The sequence below is a fragment of the Pseudomonas sp. LG1E9 genome (assembly GCF_003290225.1).
Classification (GTDB): Bacteria; Pseudomonadota; Gammaproteobacteria; order Pseudomonadales; family Pseudomonadaceae; genus Aquipseudomonas; species Aquipseudomonas cyclaminis.
In genome coordinates this window covers 2,709,038-2,728,540 of sequence record NZ_CP029983.1, presented here as the reverse complement: position 1 = coordinate 2,728,540, position 19,503 = coordinate 2,709,038, and the positions used below count along the sequence as shown (strand labels likewise).

The following is a 19,503-nucleotide window of genomic DNA, read 5'->3' as shown; positions in this document are numbered from 1 at the left end:
CTTTCCCACATGCATTCAGTGAGTTATGTACGCATCCCGCGTCCACTGACCAGCAACTTCGCGCAACCGATATACAAGACGATGGTCGCCACGATCATGAAGGTGATCGCCACGCTGATCTTGATATCCGACACGCCCAGGATGCCGTAACGGAAGGCGTTGACCATGTGCAACACCGGGTTGGCCAGCGACACGGTCTGCCAGAACGGCGGCAGCAAGCTGATGGAGTAGAACACGCCGCCCAGGTAGGTCAGCGGCGTCAGCACAAAGGTCGGGATGATCGAAATATCATCGAAGTTGCGTGCAAACACTGCGTTGATGAACCCCAGCAGCGAGAAGATCGTCGCCGTCAGCACCACCACCAGAATGGTGACCCCGAGGTGATGCACCTGCAGGTGAGTGAAGAACAGCGACAACAGCGTCACGATCACCCCGACCATCAAGCCACGCAACACACCGCCTGCGGTGTAGCCCAGCAGGATGGTGTGCGGTGACACCGGCGAGACCATCAGTTCTTCAATCGAGCGCTGGAACTTGCTGCCGAAGAAACTTGAAACCACGTTGCCGTAGGAGTTGGTGATCACCGACATCATGATCAGGCCCGGCACGATGTACTCCATATAGGTGAAACCACCCATGTCACCGATCTGCCGGCCGATCAGGTTACCGAAGATCACGAAGTACAGGACCATGGTGATCGCTGGCGGTAGCAGGGTCTGCGGCCAGATCCGGGTAAAGCGCTTCACTTCACGGTAAACGATGGTTTGCAGCGCGACGAGGTTGGGTTGCAGTTCGGAACTCATACCGCCACCTTCGTCAGATTTTTCTCCACCAGGGACACGAACAACTCCTCAAGGCGATTGGTTTTGTTACGTAGGCTCAGCACTTCGATGTTCTGGGTCGCCAACTGCGTGAACAACGCGGTGATGCCCATGGCCTTGTCGACCTGGACCTCCAGAGTGTGGCTGTCCAACAGCCGGCTCGGGTAGCCCAGCAGTTGCGGCGGCGCCGACAGATTGTTCTTCAGGTCGAGCAGGAAAGTTTCCACATGCAACTGGCCCAGCAGGTTACGCATGCTGGTGTTCTCGACGATGGTGCCGTGGTCAATGATGCCGATGTTGCGGCACAACTGCTCAGCCTCTTCCAGGTAATGGGTGGTGAGGATGATGGTGATGCCCTTCTCGTTCAGCTCGGTGAGAAAGGTCCACATCGAACGGCGCAACTCGATATCCACGCCAGCGGTGGGCTCATCGAGGATCAGCAGGCGTGGCTCATGCACGAGGGCGCGAGCGATCATCAGACGACGTTTCATACCACCGGACAATGAACGGGACGGCACGTCGCGCTTGTCCCACAGGCCGAGCTGGGTCAGGTACTGCTCGGCGCGTTCCTTGGCGACTTTCGACGGGATGCCGTAGTAACCGGCCTGGGTCACAACGATATCGAAGGTCTTTTCGAACTGGTTGAAGTTGAATTCCTGAGGCACCACGCCGATGGAGCGCTTGAGCGCCGCCGGGGATTTATCCAGGTCATGGCCGAAGATATTCACCGTGCCGCTGGTCTTGTTGACCAGGGTGGAGAGGATGCCAATGGTGGTGGATTTGCCGGCACCGTTGGGGCCGAGCAAGGCGAAGAAGTCACCTTCGGCAACATCCAGATCGATACCACTCAGGGCCTGGAAACCGTTGCCGTAGGTTTTGGTTAGCTGCCGGATGGACAGAGCGGAACTCATATCGGAATACGCACCAAAGAAGGAAATGAAAAGAGTAGATGAGCGCGCAGCCCACGTAGTTCAACGGCGGCGCATGACAAGCATGGTGCTTGCCCGCGCCGCACAAGTACAGTCACCTGTATTAATAGTCAGTATTAAGTCAACGCGGTCATGACCGCTTTGCGATAGGCCGGGCGTTGTTGCAGGCGCTGATACCAGGCTTCAAGATGGGGCATTGCCGGGCGCTCAATGGGCATTTCAAACCAGGCGTAGGCGAAGCAGCCCAAGGGGATATCGCCCATGCCGAAGGCGCTGCCGGACAGGTAAGGCTGCTCGGCGAGGGCCTGGTCGACTGTTTTGAGCGCATCGATACACGCTTGGCGCCCAGCATTGATGCTGTCCCAGTTCTGTTTTTCCGCCGGGGTACGCACGACACCCCAGAACACCGCCTTGAACGGCTCGGCCAGGGTCGAGGTGGTCCAGTCCATCCACTTCTCCGCGCTGGCTCGGGCTTGCAGATCGGTCGGATAAAATTCCGACGCTTGCTTAGCACATAGATAACGCACGATGGTGTTGGATTCCCACAACACAAAGTCATCGTCCTGAATCATCGGCACCCGGCCATTGGGGTTCAACGCCCGGTATTGCGGGGTGTCGACCACACCAAAAGCCCCGCCCGCATCAATCGCCTCATAGTCCAGGCCGAGTTCCTCGGCGCACCACAGTGCTTTCCTGACGTTTGATGAATTTTTACGACCCCAGATCTTCAGCATGACCGCGCCTTATCGTTGATGAACATGGCTTGATGGACGCAGCAGCATACGCCGGTTCACCCGCGGCTTAAATCGCTCTGCAGGTCGCCCAACAGGTTTGGCACGTCGTCGACAAACAGGTGCGGGTAACATTTCTGAATATGGGTGAAGAACAATTCCTCGGGCACATCTGCAAATTGCCCGTGGTCCACCACGTACTCCATCGAGCGCTGGCCCTGGCGATTGAACGCGTGAAACACACTGTCGTTGCGCCCGTCGAAGTCCAACGGCGGAACATCGAATACTTCGCACAATTGCTGATTGAATGCCGGCGTGGCTTTGACCCAGCGGCCGTTCAAGTACAGCTCGGTGTAGCCGTGCATGGCGAACACATCACTCTTGAGCAACGCAAGCAGGCGCGGGGTCGACAGGTGATTGCGCACATCCGCCAGGCCAATGCGCGCCGGGATCCCGCAGTGGCGCGCGCAGGCAGCAAGCAAGGTGGCCTTGGGCACGCAGTAGCTCTCACGGGTGGCCAAGGCAGAGCTGGCATTCAAGGTGTCTGGATCGCGGCTGAAGGTGTAGGGGTTGTAGCGCACGGCCTCACGCACGGCGTAGTAGAGACTGACTGCCTGGTCAGTTAAATCCGCACGGGTTCCGCGATGTTTTTCGGCGAACTCCACCACCGCAGGGTGGTCACTATCGATGAAGCGGCTGGGACTCAGGTACGTTTCCATGAGCGCTGTCTCCGAGGGAAGCCTGGAGTCTAACGACAGGTCGGCCGTGGAGATAACGACGAATCGGCCAAATCTCGTAACACCCTGATCACCGCGCTTTCTCGGATGCCGACTAAGCTCCCTGGTGGTTTCGCCCCTGGTTTCACGGAGGATTGAATATGCTGTTGTTGTGGATACTGGTTCTGGTGGTCGGCGTTGCCTACCTGGCACATCGCCGCACCGCGCCCCTGCCCGCCTTGGGCGTGGTCGCCGTCTACCTGCTGGCGATGGGCGCCTGGAGCCATGCACCGGGTTGGCTGTTGCTGATCTTCTGGGTGTTGATCGCTGTCGTGGCCGCGCCCTTGCTGCTGCCGGACCTGCGCCGCCAATATTTCACCAAGCCACTGTTCAGCTGGTTCCAGAAAGTCCTTCCGCCCATGTCCGAAACCGAGCGCGATGCCATCGACGCCGGCACCGTGTGGTGGGACGGCGAGCTGTTCAGCGGCCGCCCCGATTGGGACAAGTTGCTGGCCTACCCCAAAGTGCAGCTGACCGAAGAGGAACAAGCCTTCATCGACGGTCCCACCGAAGAACTCTGCGCCATGGTCAGCGACTGGGAAATCGGCCAGGCCATGGACCTGCCGCCGGCTGCCTGGGAGCACATCAAGACCCACGGTTTCTTCGCACTGATCATTCCCAAGGAGTACGGCGGCAAGGGTTTCTCAGCCTACGCTCACTCCCAGGTGGCGATGAAACTCGCCACCCGCAGCGGCGACCTGGCCTCCACCGTGATGGTGCCAAACTCCCTCGGCCCGGCCGAACTGCTGCTGCACTACGGCACCGATGAACAACGCAACCACTACCTGCCACGCCTGGCCCGCGGCGATGATATCCCGTGCTTCGCCCTCACCGGCCCACTGGCCGGCTCCGACGCGGGCGCCATGCCTGACACCGGCGTGATCTGCAAAGGTGAATGGGAAGGCAAGGAAACCCTCGGCCTGCGCCTGAACTGGGAAAAACGCTACATCACCCTGGGACCGGTCGCGACCCTGCTCGGGCTGGCCTTCAAAGCCCATGACCCGGACCATCTGTTGGGTGAAGAGGAAGATCTGGGTATCAGCCTGGCGCTGATTCCCACCGACACCCCCGGTGTGGAAATCGGCCGTCGCCACCTGCCGCTCGGCGCCGCCTTCATGAACGGCCCCAACTCCGGCAAGGACGTGTTCATCCCCCTGGAATTCCTCATCGGCGGCCAGGAAATGCTCGGCAAGGGCTGGATGATGCTGATGAATTGCCTGTCGGTGGGCCGTTCGATTTCCCTGCCGGCAGTCGGCACCGGCGCGGCCAAGTTCACCAGCCTGGTGACCGGCCAGTACGCCCAGGTGCGCGAACAATTCAACGTGCCACTCTCCGCCTTCGAAGGTATCCAGGAAGCCTTGGCCCGTATCGGCGGCAACGCCTGGCTGATGGACAGTGCGCGCATGCTCACCGCCAATGCCGTTGACCTCGGGGAAAAACCTTCAGTGCTGTCGGCAATCCTCAAGTACCACCTCACCGAGCGCGGCCGTGAATGCATCAGTCACGCGATGGACGTGCACGGCGGCAAGGGCATCATCATGGGCCCCAACAATTACCTGGGCCGCAGCTGGCAAGGTGCGCCGATCTTCATCACTGTCGAGGGCGCGAATATCCTCTCGCGCAACCTGATGATCTTTGGCCAGGGCGCCATCCGCTGCCATCCGTTCGTGCTCAAGGAAATGGCCCTGGCCGGTCGCGAAGACCATGACCAGGCGCTGAAGGAGTTTGACGGCCTGCTGATGCAACACATCGGTTTTGCCGTGAGCAACGCCGCGAGCACCCTGGTACTGAACTTGGGCTTTGGCCGCTTTGAGAAAGCGCCGGGTAACCGCTTGAGCCAGGGTTATTTCCGTGCACTCAATCGCCAGGCTGCGGCCTTCGCCCTGCTTGCGGACTTGAGCATGATGCTGCTGGGCGGCGAGCTGAAACGCCGCGAACGCCTGTCGGCACGCCTGGGGGATGTACTGAGCCATATGTACCTGGCTTCAGCGGCGCTCAAGCGCTATCACGATCTGGATTCGCCGGACCACCTGGAACCGCTGTTCGCCTGGGCCATGGAAGAAAGCCTCGGCGAGTCGGAACGTGCGCTGGATGAGTTGCTGGGCAACTTCCCGAACAAGGTGCTCGGCTGCCTGCTGCGGGTGATTGTGTTCCCGTTCGGCCGTCGCCATACCGGGCCGTCCGATGCACTGGATGCCGAGGTGGCCGCCGTCATCGGCCGCGCCAAAGGCGACCCGACACTGGAAGAATTGCTGGCCGGCTGCTACCGCCCACAATCGGCGGACGATCCGGTCGGCGCCCTGCAACACGCCTACGACCTGTTGGGTGCCAGCCACCCGCTGCAGAAAAAACTCCACACCGCGCTCAAAAGCGGCCAGGTCAAACCGACGGCCGGCGAGCATGCCATCGACGCCGCGCTGCATGCCAACGTGCTGCAACCGGGCGAGGCGCAGACGTTGCGCGACGCTGAAACAGCGCGGCGCAAGGTGATCGACGTGGATGATTTCAGCAAGGAAGAACTGACCCAGGCTGAGGGCACAGTCCGCTGATCCCAGCGGTCATATAAAAACGGGCGCGAGGGCTATATACTCTCGCGCCCGTTTTTGCTTTAGAGGACTTATCTCGTGTCCAACGTCGTTGCCGATCATCTCGTCTTGCTCGACCACCTGCGCAGCATCCTGGTTGCCGTCGGCGAAGCCGAACAGGTGCCCGAGGAAAGCCACACCCTGTTCCTGGAGCGCTTCGACGAACTGCGCGCCCTGCTGCCGATTGACCCGATCGAAAGCCAGTACCTGGGCCAGGACCTGATGAGCCAAGTCATTCTGCGCTACCCGCAAATTGCCCATCTGGTGCCACGCGATCTGCTGTGGTTCTTCGGCGGCGATTGCCTGCACTTTATGCCCGACGAAGAGCTGGACCTGTACCAGGCCCTGGAAGAACGTCGTTATGAGGCCGAACAGAACGACGAACCGTTCGACTGGAACCAGGAAAAGCAACTGCTGGCCATGCCCCAGGATCAGAGCAAGCACTGATCAGACAGCCGTACCAGAGGGCCGACGCAATGTCGGCTCCTTCGCCATACACTCCACCAGATAATCAATAAACACCCGCAGCTTCGGCGGCAGGTAGCGCGTGGGCGAATGCAGCAACCACGCCTCGCCATGGTAGGACGCAATAAAATCCCACCCTGGCAACACCTGTACCAAACGCCCCTCCTCCAGCGCATGGCGCGCCGTAAAGAACGGCAGGCTGCCAATCCCCACATGTTGCAACACCGCATCCAACCGCACGCCGGTGTGATTCGCTGCATAACGCCCGTGCACGCCGACGGTCACTGCCTTACCGTCCTGTCGGAATTTCCAACGCGAGTCGCCGGGGGTTTCGCCAAGGTAGATGCAGCTGTGTTCCAGCAAATCGTGGGGATGCTCCGGCATACCGTGATCGGCCAGGTACTGCGGCGTCGCACACAGCAAATGCTCAATCGGCAATAGCTGACGCCCCACCAGCCCCGGCGGCGGGCTGTCGGTGATGCGAATGCTCAGATCAACATTGTCATCGATCATGTCTACCTGCCGGTCCTCTAGGATCAACTGCACATCCACCTTGGGATACCGCCGCAGAAACTCCGGCATATGTGGGTGCACCACAAACCGCCCCACCGCCTTAGGCACACTGACCCGCACCAGCCCCTCGGCCTCATGGGTGAATTGGCCACTTATTTCCATCACCGAACGCGCTGCGCTGACCATCTCCTGGCAGCGCTTGAACACCTCTTCACCGCCTTCGCTCAAGCGCAGTTTGCGCGTGGTGCGTTGCAGCAACCGGGTAGCCAGGGCCTTTTCCAGGCGCGAAATACTGCGACTCACCGCCGAGGGCGAAACGCTCAATTGCCGTGCCGCTCCGGAGAAGCTGCCGGTCTCTACCACCTTGACGAAAATCGCCATTTCCCCCAGCAGCGGTAACGGAAGATTGATGCTCATGACGCACAGGTCCATTGATATTTGAGCGGATTATCACCTATCCAAGCACTATTTATACTGCCCGCAGAACCCTGATGCGGATGTAGAAGATGACCGAGCGCCTGTTTTTCACCCACGATTCCCTCAGTGCCGAGCTTGAAGTACTGAGCTGCACGCACTGCGACGACCAGTTTGCGGTCATTTTACAGTCGACGATTTTCCATCCCCAGGGCGGTGGCCAGCCGTTCGACACGGGCTGGCTCGGTGATGCTCAGGTCCTGCGCGTCACTCAGGAAGCTGATCGCGTAGTGCACCATGTCAACCAACCTGTAGCTGTGGGTCCCATCACCGCGCGGGTCGATGAACCACGCCGTACCCTGCACACACGCCTGCATTCCGCCGGACATTTGATCGGCAACGCCGGCGAAACCCTGGGCTGGATGCCGATCAAGGCGCACCACTGGCCGGGCGAAGGCAAGATCACTTTTATCCGTGGCGAAAGCGCGCAAGCCATTGACGCCGAGTCCCTCCAGCAGCGGATCAACCAATGGATCGCCGCAGATTATCCGCGCCATATGGCCCAGGATGACGGCACCCGCGAGGTGGGCTTCGGCGAGCTGCCCACCTACGCTTGCGGCGGTACCCATGTGCAAACACTTGGCGAGCTGGGTGAGGTAACTATCCTGGCCCTGTCGGAAAAAAAGGGCGCGCTGTCGGTGCGGTACAGCCTGGACTAAACCGCGACGATTCTTCGAGTACTGCGCCCAGAGACGCCTCTAAACCGCAGGTTACAGCGCTGCAACGTGCGCATTCGAGGGTGCTATCGAGTTTTTAGATAAGCCTCTTTTTGGCCTCCCTGGCACACCTTTGCAGTGTTAGTGTGTGGAAATGTTTCTGACACATTGATCAGAAACCCCCTACTCTCCCTTTGCAAAGGAATGCCTCTAACCATGCACTTTCCCCTCAAGCAATTGGCGGCTGCGACCTTGCTCGCGGCGAGCCTTTCGGTGATGAGCACCGCCGTTTTTGCCAACATTACGCCGGAGCAAAGCACGGCAATTCTGAAGGGTTTCAACGAAACGTCAGTTACCGATTTTCGTGGTTTCCTCAGCACCCTGGCCAAGGGCGACCTGGGTAAAACCGCTGACGTGGGCCCGGCCATCAGCGCCTTCCTCGACAACCAGACCCTGAGCGCCGACCAGCAGAACGACATCCATCGCTTGCTGGGCATTTACACCCGAGCGAAGTACGGCAAAGCCGCCCTCGACACCCTGCGCGAACTGGTGGAAATCCCGACCTTCAACGTGGACGGTGTGCCGCAATACAAGAACCCGGAATTCATCCGGATTGCCGACAAGATCCAGGCCCTGGCCGAGAGCTTTGACCTGAATTTCCGTAACGTCGACAACCGCGTGTATGAAATCTCCCTGGCAGGCAGCGGCGACGAGGTAGTGGGTATCCACGCTCACGCCGACGTGGTGCCGGTAACACCGGAAAACTGGGTATTGAAGGACGGCACCCACCTCGACCCCTTCAAGGTCACGCTGATCGGCGACCGCATGTATGGCCGGGGCACCGAGGATGATAAAAACGGCATTGTGGTAGCGATGTATGCCATGAAGGTGATCAAGGAAGAAAAGCTGCCGTTGGCGCGTAATTTCAAGCTGCTGGTGGACACCACTGAAGAAACCTCCGGCGACGCAATCCCTTACTACTTCGAACGCAACCCGACGCCGCAATACAACCTGGCGCTGGACGGCGGCTATCCGGTGGTGATTGCCGAAAAAGGTTATGGCACCGTCATGGCCACTTTCCCGCGCCGTAAAGGGGAAGGCAAAGGTGCAGAAATCATCGCAATGACCGGCGGCATGGCCACCAACCAGATTCCGTCGGCGTCGGTGGCCACGTTCGTCAGCGAAAAACCTGCCGAATTTGCAGCCAGCCTGCAAAACGCCGGCACGGCATACGCCAAGCGCAACGGTGGTGATTTTGAGGTGAGCGCCAAGGTCGTGGGCAAGGATGTCAAACTGACCGTCACCGGCGTGTCGGCGCACTCCTCCGAGCCGGAGGCCGGTATCAACCCGGTGGCGCGCATGCTGGAGTTGATCCACAGCGTCGACGGCAAGATTGCCCTCAAGCACAACCACATCACCGACGCAGCACGGTATGCGTCCGACAATTGGGGCCTGGATTACCTGGGTGGCAAATTGGGCGTGGGCTTCTCCGATGACTTCATGGGGCCGCTGACCACTTCGCTGACCTTTGTCGGGCTGGACGACAACGCCTTCAAGCTGGCGGTCAACCTGCGGGTGCCGAAGGGCAAATCCCCGGAGAAACTCAAGGCTGAGATCGCCGAGAAACTGAGCGCCTGGGACAAGAAGACCAAGGTCAACGTGGACTTCACCTACTCGGTGGCCGAGCCGATGTTCCGCAACCCGGAAGGTGAATGGGTGAAGGCCTTGCTCGCGGTCGCCAGCGAAAACCTGGGCATGGAACATAAATTCGGTACTTCGGCCGGCGCCACCTCGGTCCACGAGCTGCCGAACGGTGTACAGTTTGGCCTCGCGCGCCCGGAAGTGAAATACACCGGGCATACCGACAACGAGTTCAAGACGGTCGACCAGTTCTTGCTGGACTTGCAAATCGTCACCGAAATGATGGGCCGCATCGGCCAACTCCCCACGCTCTGACCCGCGTTCGCGCCCGTCGCCAGGCGGGCGTTGGTGCCTCACTTCAGGGTGTTGCTCAAATCCCAGGCAAAAAAAAGCCACTCGATTGAGTGGCTTTTTTCTTGAATATGGAGCGGGAAACGAGACTCGAACTCGCGACCCCGACCTTGGCAAGGTCGTGCTCTACCAACTGAGCTATTCCCGCAAATGGCGTCCCCTAGGGGACTCGAACCCCTGTTACCGCCGTGAAAGGGCGGTGTCCTAGGCCACTAGACGAAGGGGACACGCTACTGAAACACATGGTGTGTATTTCAGTGCCCAGAGGCCGAATCCGAAGATGAGGCCCTGGTTTCACTCAGCGCCGCCCGAAGGCCACACTGCTTAAAATGGAGCGGGAAACGAGACTCGAACTCGCGACCCCGACCTTGGCAAGGTCGTGCTCTACCAACTGAGCTATTCCCGCAAATGGCGTCCCCTAGGGGACTCGAACCCCTGTTACCGCCGTGAAAGGGCGGTGTCCTAGGCCACTAGACGAAGGGGACACGCTACTGAAACACATGGTGTGTGCTTCAGTGCCCAGAGGCCGCATCCGAGGATGGGGTCCTGGTTTCACTCAGTGCCGCCCTAAAGCCACACTGTTTGTAAATTGGAGCGGGAAACGAGACTCGAACTCGCGACCCCGACCTTGGCAAGGTCGTGCTCTACCAACTGAGCTATTCCCGCATATGGCGTCCCCTAGGGGACTCGAACCCCTGTTACCGCCGTGAAAGGGCGGTGTCCTAGGCCACTAGACGAAGGGGACACACGTACAACATTCACTACTCATCGCGTTTCGCTGTGTGCTTTACGCTTTAAGTGGCGCGCATTCTATGGATGGATTGGGAGGTCGTCAACCCCCAAGGATAAATTTATTAAAATCAATGACTTCGCCCGCGTTTACCGGCGCTTGCGGGCATTCTGCCGGTCCGCACCTTGACGCCTATATTCTGGCACCCGACAAGACGCTATAGTTCGCCCTGGCAAATGATGGCAATGTGCATTCACGCAGGGAGCGCGTATCTATATAGAAGAAACTACCTGGGCAACTGGTCGATCAGACCTATCCGATAGCCGGCTCAGTCACTACACTCCACTGCAAACCCTATAAAGAGGTCACACCGGTGACACCACTCATGATCACCCTGCTGGTAATAGCCGGGATCGCAATACTGATCGCCATTGGCTACATGAACCACGTGGTGGAAAACAACAAGCTGGAAAAGCAGCGCACCCAGATCGAGCTTAACGATCGCCTGCGCCGTTGCGGTGAGATCACCGAAACATTCCCAGGCCAACTGATGACGCCGGCGCTCAAACTGTTGTTGACCCGCCTGGAGCTCAACGTCAACCAGCGGTTGTTGAATCTCAACAAGACCAGTGCACCGATCAAGGCGCGCATCACCGAGCTGAACACCTTGGTGGCCCAGGGCGAATCCATCCCGGTAAACAACCCGCCGGCACCGATCCAGACCGAAGCCAAGGCCAAGGACGTGCGTTTCCTGCTCGAAGCCCTGCACGGCCAGGTAACGCGCGCGGCCCAGGATGGCTTCCTGCCCTCCAACGAAGCCAAGCACTGGATCAAGGAAATCCGCCATATCCTGGTGCTGCTGCACATCGAATTCTTCAACAATCTCGGCCAGCACGCGCTGCAGCAAGGCCAACCAGGCCAGGCACGACTGGCTTTCGAACGTGGCGTGCAGTACCTGCGCAAGCAGCCGGAGCCGGTGCTCTACAGCGCCCAGTTGCAACAACTGGAAGGCCAACTGGCCCGCGCCAACTCCACGGTGCTGGCTAACAGCCAACAGGCGGTAGAAGAAGTCAGCGAATTGACCGAAGGCATGAAAGAAGTCGAAGCCGACGCCGAGTGGAAGAAGAAAGTCATCTACGACTGATGCTCGCGAAACAATAGGTGCCATCACCCTGGCACCTATCCTCCACCCGCCGACTAGCGTAAAAAAGTGCCCCTCACTCCGTGAAGTCAGAGGCCTGCTATGCCTATCGCCGTCATTGATGGACATCCACTGCATTATCTCGACCAGGGCACCGGCCCGGCCGTCCTGCTCGGCTCCAGCTACCTGTGGGACCGCGGCATGTGGGCGCCGCAGATCGAAGCCCTGTCGCAACAGTACCGTGTGATCGTGCCCGAACTCTGGGGCCACGGTGAATCGGGCCAACTACCCACGCAGACTCGCTCCCTCGACGACCTCGCGCACCAGAACCTGGCCCTGCTGGATCACTTGGATATTACGCAGATCAACCTGGTGGGCCTCTCGGTCGGCGGTATGTGGGGTGCGCGCCTGGCGTTGCAGGCGCCCGAGCGCATCAACAGCCTGGTGCTGCTGGACACCTACCTCGGCGCAGAGCCCGAGGCTACGCGCCAGTATTACTTCTCGCTATTCAAGATGATTGAAGACGCCGGCGCGATTCCCGAGCCGTTGCTGGATGTGATCGCGCCGATCTTCTTCCGCCCGGAGATCGACCGCAAATCAGCGCTCTACCAGGACTTTCGCGCGTCGCTGCAAGCCTTTTCCCGAGACCGCCTGCTGCAGAGCATCGTGCCCTTGGGTCGGTTGATCTTCAGCCGCGACGACGTGCTGGAACAGCTGTCGTGCCTGGACGCTGACACCACCCTGGTGATGTGCGGCGAGCAGGACAAACCCCGCCCACCCACCGAATCCAAGGAAATGGCCGAACTGATTGGCTGTGCCCTGACGTTGATTCCAGGCGCCGGGCATATCTCCAGCCGCGAAAACCCGGACTTCGTCAACGAAGCGCTGCTGACCTTTCTCGCCAACCACGCCTGATCGCCCTCCCCTTTGATCGCAGCCTCTGCACTGCGGTCAAAGGCGGAAATGCCCCACCATCCCCTTGAGCTCCGCCCCCAACTGCGCCAGCTGGATGCTCGACGCCGCGTTGCCCTGCATGCTCAACGCCGACTGATCAGCACTCGCCCGGATACTGGTGACGCTGCGGTTGATCTCTTCAGCCACCGAGCTTTGCTCTTCGGCCGCAGCGGCGATCTGCTGGTTCATCTGCTGGATCAACGACACCGCGCCCGCGATGCTGCCCAGGGCACTTTCGGTTTCCAGGGCATCGCTGACCGCCAGTTTGACCAACTCGCCGCTTTGCTGGATCTGCTGCACCGAGGATTGCGCCGCGCTGCGCAAAGTGCTGACCAACCGCTCGATTTCTTCGGTTGATTGCTGGGTACGCTTGGCGAGCGCCCGCACCTCATCGGCCACTACCGCAAAGCCACGGCCCTGTTCACCTGCGCGCGCGGCTTCGATCGCCGCGTTCAGGGCCAGCAGGTTGGTCTGTTCCGCCACGCTTTTGATCACGCCCAGCACGGTGCCGATGTTCTGGATTTCGGCACTGAGGCTCTCGATGCTCGCACTGGCACTGGCGCTGGAAGTGGCCAGCAACTCGATGCGCTGCAGACTCTGGCGCACCACTTGCTGCCCACTGTCGACCTTGTCATCCGCCGTCTGCGCGGCTTGCGCGGCCTCTTCGGCGTTGCGCGCCACGTCGTGCACCGTGGCGGTCATCTGGTTCATCGCGGTGGCCACCTGCTCGGTTTCTTCCTTCTGGCTGCTGACCTCGACATTGGTTTGCTCGGTGACGCTTGAGAGCGTCTGCGCCGAGCTGGCCAATTGCTCGATTCCGGCCTGCAGGCCGCTGACCATCTGGCTCAGGCCGTTGCCCATCTGTTGCATGGCCTGCATCAACTGGCCGATCTCATCACGACGACTGACCTCCATGCGTCCGCTCAGATCCCCAGCGGCAATCTGCTGCGCCACCGCAATCACACTGCGCAGCGGCGCGACGATCAAACGGGTAATCACCCATGCGGCAATCAGCCCCACCAGCAAGGCCAGGGCCGACGAGCCGATGATCAACAGTGCGCTTTTTTTCAGTTGTGCCTGCATCGACAGGTCTTCGGCGTCATAGGCCTGATTGACCCGGCTGACCACCAGGGCCGCCCGGTCATGCAGTTGTTTGTAGACCACTTTTTCCTGCGCCAGCAGGCCGGTGTACTCACCCAGTTTCTCGCTGAACGCAGCAATATGCCCGGAGACTTCATTGAGCACTGTCTGATATCCGGAGTCCTTGACCGAGGTTTTCAGCTGTTCGACCTGAGCCAAGGCCTGGTCGGCCTGCTCGATCTTGCCTTGCTCGGCGTCCTCGGCGTCCACTTTGCGGCTCTGGTCCAGGCGCACATGGGCTTCGTTCATGGCTTGCAACATCAAGCGCGATACCTGACTGACCTGTCCGGCCTGCTCGATAAACTCGGCGCCCTCCTTGCCCTGGCTTTGCTTGAGGCCATAAGCCCCATCGTCCGCAAGGCCGGCCTGCAACACATCAAGGTTATTCGCCACGCTGGACACCGACCAGCTGGCCATTTCCAGCGCCAGATCCTTGGTCTGGGTCAGTTCGACAAACTCATCGAACGCTTTGCGGTAAGCGGCCAGTGCCTGCTCGACATCGGTCATCACCGGCACGTTCGCCGCAGACTGGGCCTTGAGGGCGGCGGCCTGGGCGGCCAAGGCGTCGACGCTTTCATGCAGCGCGTCGACCGCCTTGGGGTCGGCGTGCAGCGCGTAGTCCTGTTCGATCAGACGCACCTTGAGCAAGCCGCTATTGAGCGACGACATGGCCTTGAGCCCTTCGAAACGCTGGCCAACGGTCTGCAGGGACCACACGCCAATGGCCGCCACCAACGCGGTCAGCAGCAGCACCAGCATAAAGCCCAAGCCCAGTTTTTTCGCCATACCGAGGTTGGCGAAACGTCGTTGCACGCCTGAAATCATTGCACTTGAATCCTCTTGCAATGGCAGATGCCATCAAGCCCGATTGACATGCAGCGAGATTCGCAACCACAAGGCACTGAACACAAGACGCTGGCGCCACAATAATGGCAAAAAGCTACACGCTCGTCGTTTTCAGAATGGTCGAGGTCGATCTGGCGGGTCCCATGGCACTGAACAACGCCAAGGCCCGCGGATCAGTTGCATAAGCCACATTGATGCGCAGCCACTCGCTGGCCTGCGCCGTCGGGCTGAACAACGCCCCAGGAGACAACAACACCCCTAGCCGCCGGGCACACATCTGTAACAGCGAAGGCTGCACCTCTCCCGGTCGCGTCCACAGGAACATGCCCCCGGCGGGCACCGCGAACACCTCCCATTCTTCGTCTTCCAGCACTTGCAGGGTGGCCTTCATTTCGGTACCCAGTCGCTTGCGCAGGCGCTGTACCCATTTACGATAGGTGCCATTGGCCAGCAGCGTGGCCACCACTGCCTCGGCGAACCGCGAGGTGCCGAACCCGGTCAAGGTCTTGAGGCTGGCCAGTTGCGCGATGATCGCCGAACTGGCACTCAGATACCCCACGCGCAACGCACTGCTCAAGGTCTTGGAGAAACTCGCGACGTAGATCACCCGATCATCATGGGGCAACGCCGCGAGCCGCACGCAACTGGCATGTTGCAGGTCACCGTAGACGTCTTCCTCAATGATCAGGAAGTTTTCGCGGTGAGCCAGCTCCAGCAGGCGCTCGGCCACCTCGCGGCACAAACTCGTGCCCGTAGGGTTGTGATGAACGCTGTGGATGAACAGGCACTTGGGCCGATGTTGCTGCAGTAAGGCTTCCAGGACCGAGAGATCGGGACCGCCCTGTATACGCGGCACCTCCAGCAGTTGCACGCCCTGGAACACCAGTTGCTGATAGAGGTTGCCGTACCCCGGTGTTTCCACCACCACGCAATCGCCTGCCTTGAGCAGCGTGCGTATCAGCAAGTCCTGGGCATGGCCCGCGCCTGCGGTCGTGAGGATGCGGTCCACGCTGGAAGCGATATGAATCTGCGTCAGACGCTTGAGCAGTTGCTCACGCAACGCGGGCAGCCCCAACGGCGTGCTGTAGTTGAACAGGCCTGCAGTGTCGGTGCGGGTGACTTCACGAATCGCATAACTGATGTCATCGCTCTCGCGCCAGGCATCGGGTAACCAGCCGCAGCCCAGTTTCAACTCGCCCAGCGGGTTGTCGGCAAAGCTGCCCCATTCGCGCTCCGCCCCCTCATACCAATTGCCTTCGTGGGAATCCCCCGGCTGGGCCACCACAAATCCCGAGCCCTGCCGGGGCGCCAGCACCCCCTGCGCGACCATCCGTTCGAGTGCTTCGATCACGCTGGATTGGCTGAGCAGGTTATCCAGGGCCAACTGGCGGATGGACGGCAAGCGCGTGCCGGGGCTGATCCCGTCCTTGCGAATCCATTGCGCCACTGCACTGACGATTTGCTGCACCACCGGTACAAGGGCTTGTCGATCGATCCCTAAATCCATGAGCCACTCACTTCAACTGTCTGTTATCAACCCAAAGAGTTAAGCACAGAAGCGGTTGATTGCCGGGCGCATAAATTTATTAAAGTATTGATTTTATTGGGTTATTTACCTAATGACACATATTCGGTCGCGGCGTTGTGCCAGCTCTGGAAACGCCCCACAGCGCTCCAGCCTATTTCGAATGGGGGCCGACGCAAGGTCCTAGATCGCCGTCACGCCACCGTCCACGGCCAAGGCGTGGCCGGTGGTGAACGCCGCTCCGTCGCTGCACAGGTAAAGCACGGCGCTGGCGATTTCCTCGACCTTGCCGATACGTCCGACCGGGTGCATGGCGGCGGCGAATTCGGCCTTGCGGGGGTCGGCTTCATAGGCACGGCGGAACATGTCGGTGTCGATCACTGCGGGGCAGACGGCGTTGACGCGGACTTTCTTCTTGGCGTACTCGATGGCCGCCGATTTGGTCAGGCCGATCACCGCATGCTTGGAGGCCGCGTAGATGCTCATCTTCGGCGCCGCGCCAAGCCCCGCGACCGACGCGGTGTTGACGATAGCGCCGCCACCCTGTGCCAGCAGCAGCGGCAACTGGTACTTCATGCACAGCCATACGCCTTTGACGTTGACGCCCATGATGGCGTCGAACTCATCCAGGCTGCCGTCAGCCAGCTTGCCCTTCTCAATCTCGATGCCGGCATTATTAAAGGCATAGTCCAGGCGGCCATAAGCGCTGACGGTCTGCGCCATCAACTGCTGAACATCCGTCTCCTGCGTGACGTTGCAGCGCACAAACAGTGCCTCGCCACCGGCCTGGTGGATCAGCGCGACGGTGCCCTCGCCGCCCGCCACATCCAGGTCGGCAACCACAACCTTCAAGCCTTCGGCGGCGAACGCCAGCGCGGTAGCGCGACCAATACCGGCGGCGGCGCCGGTCACCAGGGCGACCTGGCCAGAAAACGTCATGCTCATGGGGGGATGTCCTATGGGAGAAATAGCCGTGGGACGAGTCTAGCCAACAGCACGCCGGACGCGTCAGCACTATCAAAAGCCCGGTTAGGGCAGCATGCGCACCAGTGATAACGACACCGGGCGCACTATCAACGCAGCCTATCGAGCAGCATTCGCACCCAAAGCCAGCCTTGCCCCCAAGCCGTTCAAGGTCTATCACTCATGCTCCACTTTTAAAGAGTCCCTGCCATGACCGCCCAGACCAACCGCCAATTCCTGCTCGCCAAACGCCCGGTCGGCGCGGCGACGCGGGACACCTTCACCTATCAGGAAGTGCCGGTGGGCACGCCCCGGGACGGGCAAGTGCTAGTACGCAATGAATACTTGTCCCTCGACCCAGCCATGCGCGGCTGGATGAATGAGGGCAAGTCCTACATTCCGCCCGTCGGCATCGGCGAGGTGATGCGCGCACTCGGCGTGGGCAAGGTGATTGCTTCGAACAACCCGAAATTCGCGGTCGGAGACTACGTAAACGGTGCCTTGGGGGTGCAGGATTATTTCCTCGGCGAGCCCCGCGGCTTCTACACCGTCGACCCTAAGCTTGCCCCGCTGCCCCGCTACCTTTCTGCACTGGGCATGACCGGCATGACCGCCTACTTCGCGCTGCTGGACACCGGCGCGCCCAAAGCGGGTGAAACCGTAGTGATCTCCGGTGCAGCTGGCGCCGTGGGCAGCATTGCCGGGCAGATCGCCAAGCTTAAAGGCTGCCGCGTGGTCGGCATCGCCGGTGGCGCCGACAAGTGCAGATTCCTGGTGGACGAATTGGGTTTTGACGCGGCCATCGACTACAAGAACGAAGACGTACCCGCCGCCCTCAAGCGCGAATGCCCGAAGGGCGTGGATGTGTATTTCGATAACGTCGGCGGCGACATTCTGGACGCAGTACTCAGCCGCCTGGCGTTGAAGGCACGCGTAGTGATTTGCGGCGCAATCAGCCAGTACAACAATAAGGAAGCGGTGAAAGGCCCGGCCAACTACTTGTCACTGCTGGTCAACCGCGCACGGATGGAAGGCTTTGTGGTGATGGATCACGCGGCGAACTTTGCCGCCGCCGGGCAGGAAATGGCCGGCTGGATGGCCCAGGGCAAGCTCAAGAGCAAAGAGGATATTGTCGAGGGGCTGGAGACGTTCCCGGAGACATTGATGAAGCTGTTCAACGGCGAGAACTTCGGGAAGTTGGTTCTGAAGGTCAGCTGATACAGCGCAAAACCAATGTGGGAGCTGGCTTGCCTGCGATGCGCAGGGCCATCGGGGGCAAGCTTGCTCCCACATGGGGTTCTCACAGCGTCAGGGATCAGGCGATCTCGGCAACAACCGCCGCCAACGCCTTGGCCGGATCCGCCGCCTGGCTGATCGGACGGCCGATTACCAGGTAATCGGAACCCGCATCCAGTGCCTGGCGCGGCGTAAGGATACGGCGCTGGTCATCCTGGGCACTGCCCGCCGGGCGGATCCCCGGGGTCACCAATTGCAGCGACGGGTGGGCGGTTTTCAGCGCCTGGGCTTCCAGGGCCGAGCACACCAGGCCGTCGAGGCCGGCTTTCTGGGCCAACGCGGCCAGACGCAGCACCTGCTCCTGAGGCTCGATGTCCAGGCCGATACCGGCCAGGTCTTCGCGCTCCATGCTGGTCAGCACGGTCACGCCGATCAGCAGCGGTTTAGGGCCGCTGCGCTGTTCCAGCACTTCGCGGCAGGCCGTCATCATGCGCAGGCCGCCGGAGCAGTGCACGTTGACCATCCACACGCCCATTTCGGCGGCGGCCTTGACCGCCATGGCGGTGGTATTCGGAATATCGTGGAATTTCAGGTCGAGGAACACTTCGAAGCCTTTGTCACGCAGGGTGCCGACGATTTCTGCGGCGCAACTGGTGAACAGTTCCTTGCCGACCTTGACCCGGCAAAGCGCGGGGTCCAACTGGTCAGCCAGCTTCAGTGCGGCGTCACGGGTGGGGTAATCCAGGGCGACGATGATAGGAGTCTGGCAGACGGACATTGGAATGGGCTCTCAGGCAAGTCGAAATCGGCGCGGATTGTAGCGCAAGCAGCGGCGTTGCGGGATCCGATGATCGGTAAATACTGACCAACCGCCATTTCACGGGCCTTTCGGGCAAATGTTTCAAAGCTGATACATTCACGACATGCCCCCAACACGCCCCGCCGCTAGCCTCGCCCGCACTACCCTCCGACCAGCACTTCCAGCCATGGGGCTGGGCGCCTATGCTGACCGCAACAACCAGGCAG

At 60.3% G+C, this 19,503-nt stretch carries 16 protein-coding genes, 6 tRNA genes and 1 pseudogene; 7 read left to right on the top strand and 16 right to left on the bottom strand.

The window, feature by feature from the left end:
- Positions 1-23: 23 nt before the first annotated feature.
- The 4 genes from DNK50_RS12900 to DNK50_RS12885 all read right to left on the bottom strand — a co-directional run bounded on the left by DNK50_RS12900 (position 24) and on the right by DNK50_RS12885 (position 3,200).
- Positions 24-803 (bottom strand): ABC transporter permease, encoded by a 780-nt coding sequence (locus DNK50_RS12900; RefSeq protein ID WP_112194370.1) that lies wholly within the window; start codon positions 801-803, stop codon positions 24-26.
- A complete protein-coding gene (locus tag DNK50_RS12895) occupies positions 800-1,732 on the bottom strand; it encodes an ABC transporter ATP-binding protein (RefSeq protein ID WP_099582808.1) in 933 nt (310 codons plus the stop codon). The genes DNK50_RS12900 and DNK50_RS12895 overlap by 4 nt, the downstream gene beginning before the upstream one ends.
- A gap of 134 nt (positions 1,733-1,866) precedes the next feature.
- A complete protein-coding gene (locus DNK50_RS12890; protein WP_112194368.1) occupies positions 1,867-2,484 on the bottom strand; it encodes a glutathione S-transferase in 618 nt (205 codons plus the stop codon).
- A gap of 56 nt (positions 2,485-2,540) precedes the next feature.
- Complete coding sequence (locus DNK50_RS12885) at positions 2,541-3,200, bottom strand: transglutaminase family protein (protein WP_112194366.1); 660 nt, start codon at positions 3,198-3,200, stop codon at positions 2,541-2,543.
- Between the two features lie 158 nt (positions 3,201-3,358).
- Here DNK50_RS12885 and DNK50_RS12880 point away from each other — a divergent pair, with 158 nt between their 5' ends.
- Together DNK50_RS12880 and DNK50_RS12875 are read left to right on the top strand one after the other, a co-directional pair.
- Entirely contained in the window at positions 3,359-5,806 is a 2,448-nt protein-coding gene (locus tag DNK50_RS12880) for an acyl-CoA dehydrogenase (protein ID WP_112194364.1), read from the top strand.
- A gap of 75 nt (positions 5,807-5,881) precedes the next feature.
- Positions 5,882-6,289 carry a PA2817 family protein gene (locus DNK50_RS12875; protein WP_078732357.1) on the top strand — a complete coding sequence of 136 codons (408 nt, stop codon included), beginning with the start codon at positions 5,882-5,884 and terminating at the stop codon, positions 6,287-6,289.
- Here DNK50_RS12875 and DNK50_RS12870 read toward each other — a convergent pair whose 3' ends face one another.
- Entirely contained in the window at positions 6,290-7,237 is a 948-nt protein-coding gene (locus tag DNK50_RS12870) for a LysR family transcriptional regulator (protein WP_112194362.1), read from the bottom strand.
- Between the two features lie 89 nt (positions 7,238-7,326).
- On the opposite strand from DNK50_RS12870, the gene DNK50_RS12865 reads away from it, so the two are divergent.
- Positions 7,327-7,953 (top strand): alanyl-tRNA editing protein, encoded by a 627-nt coding sequence (locus tag DNK50_RS12865; RefSeq protein ID WP_112194359.1) that lies wholly within the window; start codon positions 7,327-7,329, stop codon positions 7,951-7,953.
- Positions 7,954-8,166: 213 nt separating this feature from the next.
- Entirely contained in the window at positions 8,167-9,906 is a 1,740-nt protein-coding gene (locus DNK50_RS12860) for a dipeptidase (RefSeq protein ID WP_112194357.1), read from the top strand.
- A gap of 108 nt (positions 9,907-10,014) precedes the next feature.
- Here DNK50_RS12860 and DNK50_RS12855 read toward each other — a convergent pair.
- The 6 genes from DNK50_RS12855 to DNK50_RS12830 form a co-directional block, all read right to left on the bottom strand.
- Positions 10,015-10,090, bottom strand: a tRNA-Gly gene (locus DNK50_RS12855).
- Positions 10,091-10,093: 3 nt separating this feature from the next.
- Positions 10,094-10,169, bottom strand: a tRNA-Glu gene (locus tag DNK50_RS12850).
- A gap of 103 nt (positions 10,170-10,272) precedes the next feature.
- Positions 10,273-10,348: transfer RNA gene (locus tag DNK50_RS12845), tRNA-Gly, on the bottom strand.
- Between the two features lie 3 nt (positions 10,349-10,351).
- A tRNA-Glu gene (locus DNK50_RS12840) sits at positions 10,352-10,427 on the bottom strand.
- A 105-nt stretch (positions 10,428-10,532) separates the two neighbouring features.
- Positions 10,533-10,608: transfer RNA gene (locus DNK50_RS12835), tRNA-Gly, on the bottom strand.
- A gap of 3 nt (positions 10,609-10,611) precedes the next feature.
- A tRNA-Glu gene (locus DNK50_RS12830) sits at positions 10,612-10,687 on the bottom strand.
- Positions 10,688-11,045: 358 nt separating this feature from the next.
- Here DNK50_RS12830 and DNK50_RS12825 point away from each other — a divergent pair.
- Both DNK50_RS12825 and DNK50_RS12820 read left to right on the top strand, forming a co-directional pair.
- Positions 11,046-11,816, top strand: coding sequence for a hypothetical protein (locus DNK50_RS12825; protein ID WP_099586714.1), 771 nt, complete (start codon positions 11,046-11,048; stop codon positions 11,814-11,816).
- 99 nt (positions 11,817-11,915) lie between these two features.
- On the top strand, positions 11,916-12,728 hold the full coding sequence (locus tag DNK50_RS12820; protein ID WP_112194355.1) for an alpha/beta fold hydrolase: 813 nt from the start codon (positions 11,916-11,918) through the stop codon (positions 12,726-12,728).
- A gap of 36 nt (positions 12,729-12,764) precedes the next feature.
- On the opposite strand, the gene DNK50_RS29490 is transcribed toward DNK50_RS12820, so the two are convergent.
- The 4 genes and pseudogenes from DNK50_RS29490 to DNK50_RS12805 form a co-directional block, all read right to left on the bottom strand.
- Positions 12,765-13,469, bottom strand: a complete 705-nt coding sequence (locus DNK50_RS29490) for a methyl-accepting chemotaxis protein (RefSeq protein ID WP_371929520.1) — start codon at positions 13,467-13,469, stop codon at positions 12,765-12,767.
- 201 nt (positions 13,470-13,670) lie between these two features.
- A pseudogene (locus DNK50_RS29485) lies at positions 13,671-13,850 on the bottom strand (HAMP domain-containing protein); the annotation flags it as partial.
- A 997-nt stretch (positions 13,851-14,847) separates the two neighbouring features.
- Complete coding sequence (locus tag DNK50_RS12810) at positions 14,848-16,260, bottom strand: PLP-dependent aminotransferase family protein (protein ID WP_112194352.1); 1,413 nt, start codon at positions 16,258-16,260, stop codon at positions 14,848-14,850.
- 201 nt (positions 16,261-16,461) lie between these two features.
- On the bottom strand, positions 16,462-17,223 hold the full coding sequence (locus DNK50_RS12805; RefSeq protein ID WP_112194350.1) for an SDR family oxidoreductase: 762 nt from the start codon (positions 17,221-17,223) through the stop codon (positions 16,462-16,464).
- Positions 17,224-17,451: 228 nt separating this feature from the next.
- Between DNK50_RS12805 and DNK50_RS12800 the strand changes: the two genes are divergently transcribed.
- Positions 17,452-18,459: an NADP-dependent oxidoreductase gene (locus DNK50_RS12800; RefSeq protein ID WP_112194348.1), complete on the top strand. Its 1,008-nt coding sequence runs from the start codon at positions 17,452-17,454 to the stop codon at positions 18,457-18,459.
- A 97-nt stretch (positions 18,460-18,556) separates the two neighbouring features.
- On the opposite strand, the gene pyrF is transcribed toward DNK50_RS12800, so the two are convergent.
- A complete protein-coding gene (pyrF, locus tag DNK50_RS12795) occupies positions 18,557-19,255 on the bottom strand; it encodes an orotidine-5'-phosphate decarboxylase (RefSeq protein WP_099586720.1) in 699 nt (232 codons plus the stop codon).
- Positions 19,256-19,503: the final 248 nt, after the last annotated feature.

Excerpts from the sequence above, each read along its gene's own strand:
- DNK50_RS12880 (WP_112194364.1), top strand. The coding sequence starts at position 3,359 with ATGCTGTTGTTGTGGATACTGGTTCTGGTGGTCGGCGTTGCCTACCTG.
- DNK50_RS12860 (WP_112194357.1), top strand. The coding sequence starts at position 8,167 with ATGCACTTTCCCCTCAAGCAATTGGCGGCTGCGACCTTGCTCGCGGCG.
- DNK50_RS12900 (WP_112194370.1), bottom strand. The coding sequence starts at position 803 with ATGAGTTCCGAACTGCAACCCAACCTCGTCGCGCTGCAAACCATCGTT.
- DNK50_RS12800 (WP_112194348.1), top strand. The coding sequence starts at position 17,452 with ATGACCGCCCAGACCAACCGCCAATTCCTGCTCGCCAAACGCCCGGTC.
- DNK50_RS12820 (WP_112194355.1), top strand. The coding sequence starts at position 11,916 with ATGCCTATCGCCGTCATTGATGGACATCCACTGCATTATCTCGACCAG.
- DNK50_RS12865 (WP_112194359.1), top strand. The coding sequence starts at position 7,327 with ATGACCGAGCGCCTGTTTTTCACCCACGATTCCCTCAGTGCCGAGCTT.
- DNK50_RS12890 (WP_112194368.1), bottom strand. The coding sequence starts at position 2,484 with ATGCTGAAGATCTGGGGTCGTAAAAATTCATCAAACGTCAGGAAAGCA.
- pyrF (WP_099586720.1), bottom strand. The coding sequence starts at position 19,255 with ATGTCCGTCTGCCAGACTCCTATCATCGTCGCCCTGGATTACCCCACC.
- DNK50_RS12805 (WP_112194350.1), bottom strand. The coding sequence starts at position 17,223 with ATGAGCATGACGTTTTCTGGCCAGGTCGCCCTGGTGACCGGCGCCGCC.
- DNK50_RS29490 (WP_371929520.1), bottom strand. The coding sequence starts at position 13,469 with ATGACCGCCACGGTGCACGACGTGGCGCGCAACGCCGAAGAGGCCGCG.
- DNK50_RS12870 (WP_112194362.1), bottom strand. The coding sequence starts at position 7,237 with ATGAGCATCAATCTTCCGTTACCGCTGCTGGGGGAAATGGCGATTTTC.
- DNK50_RS12895 (WP_099582808.1), bottom strand. The coding sequence starts at position 1,732 with ATGAGTTCCGCTCTGTCCATCCGGCAGCTAACCAAAACCTACGGCAAC.
- DNK50_RS12810 (WP_112194352.1), bottom strand. The coding sequence starts at position 16,260 with ATGGATTTAGGGATCGATCGACAAGCCCTTGTACCGGTGGTGCAGCAA.
- DNK50_RS12885 (WP_112194366.1), bottom strand. The coding sequence starts at position 3,200 with ATGGAAACGTACCTGAGTCCCAGCCGCTTCATCGATAGTGACCACCCT.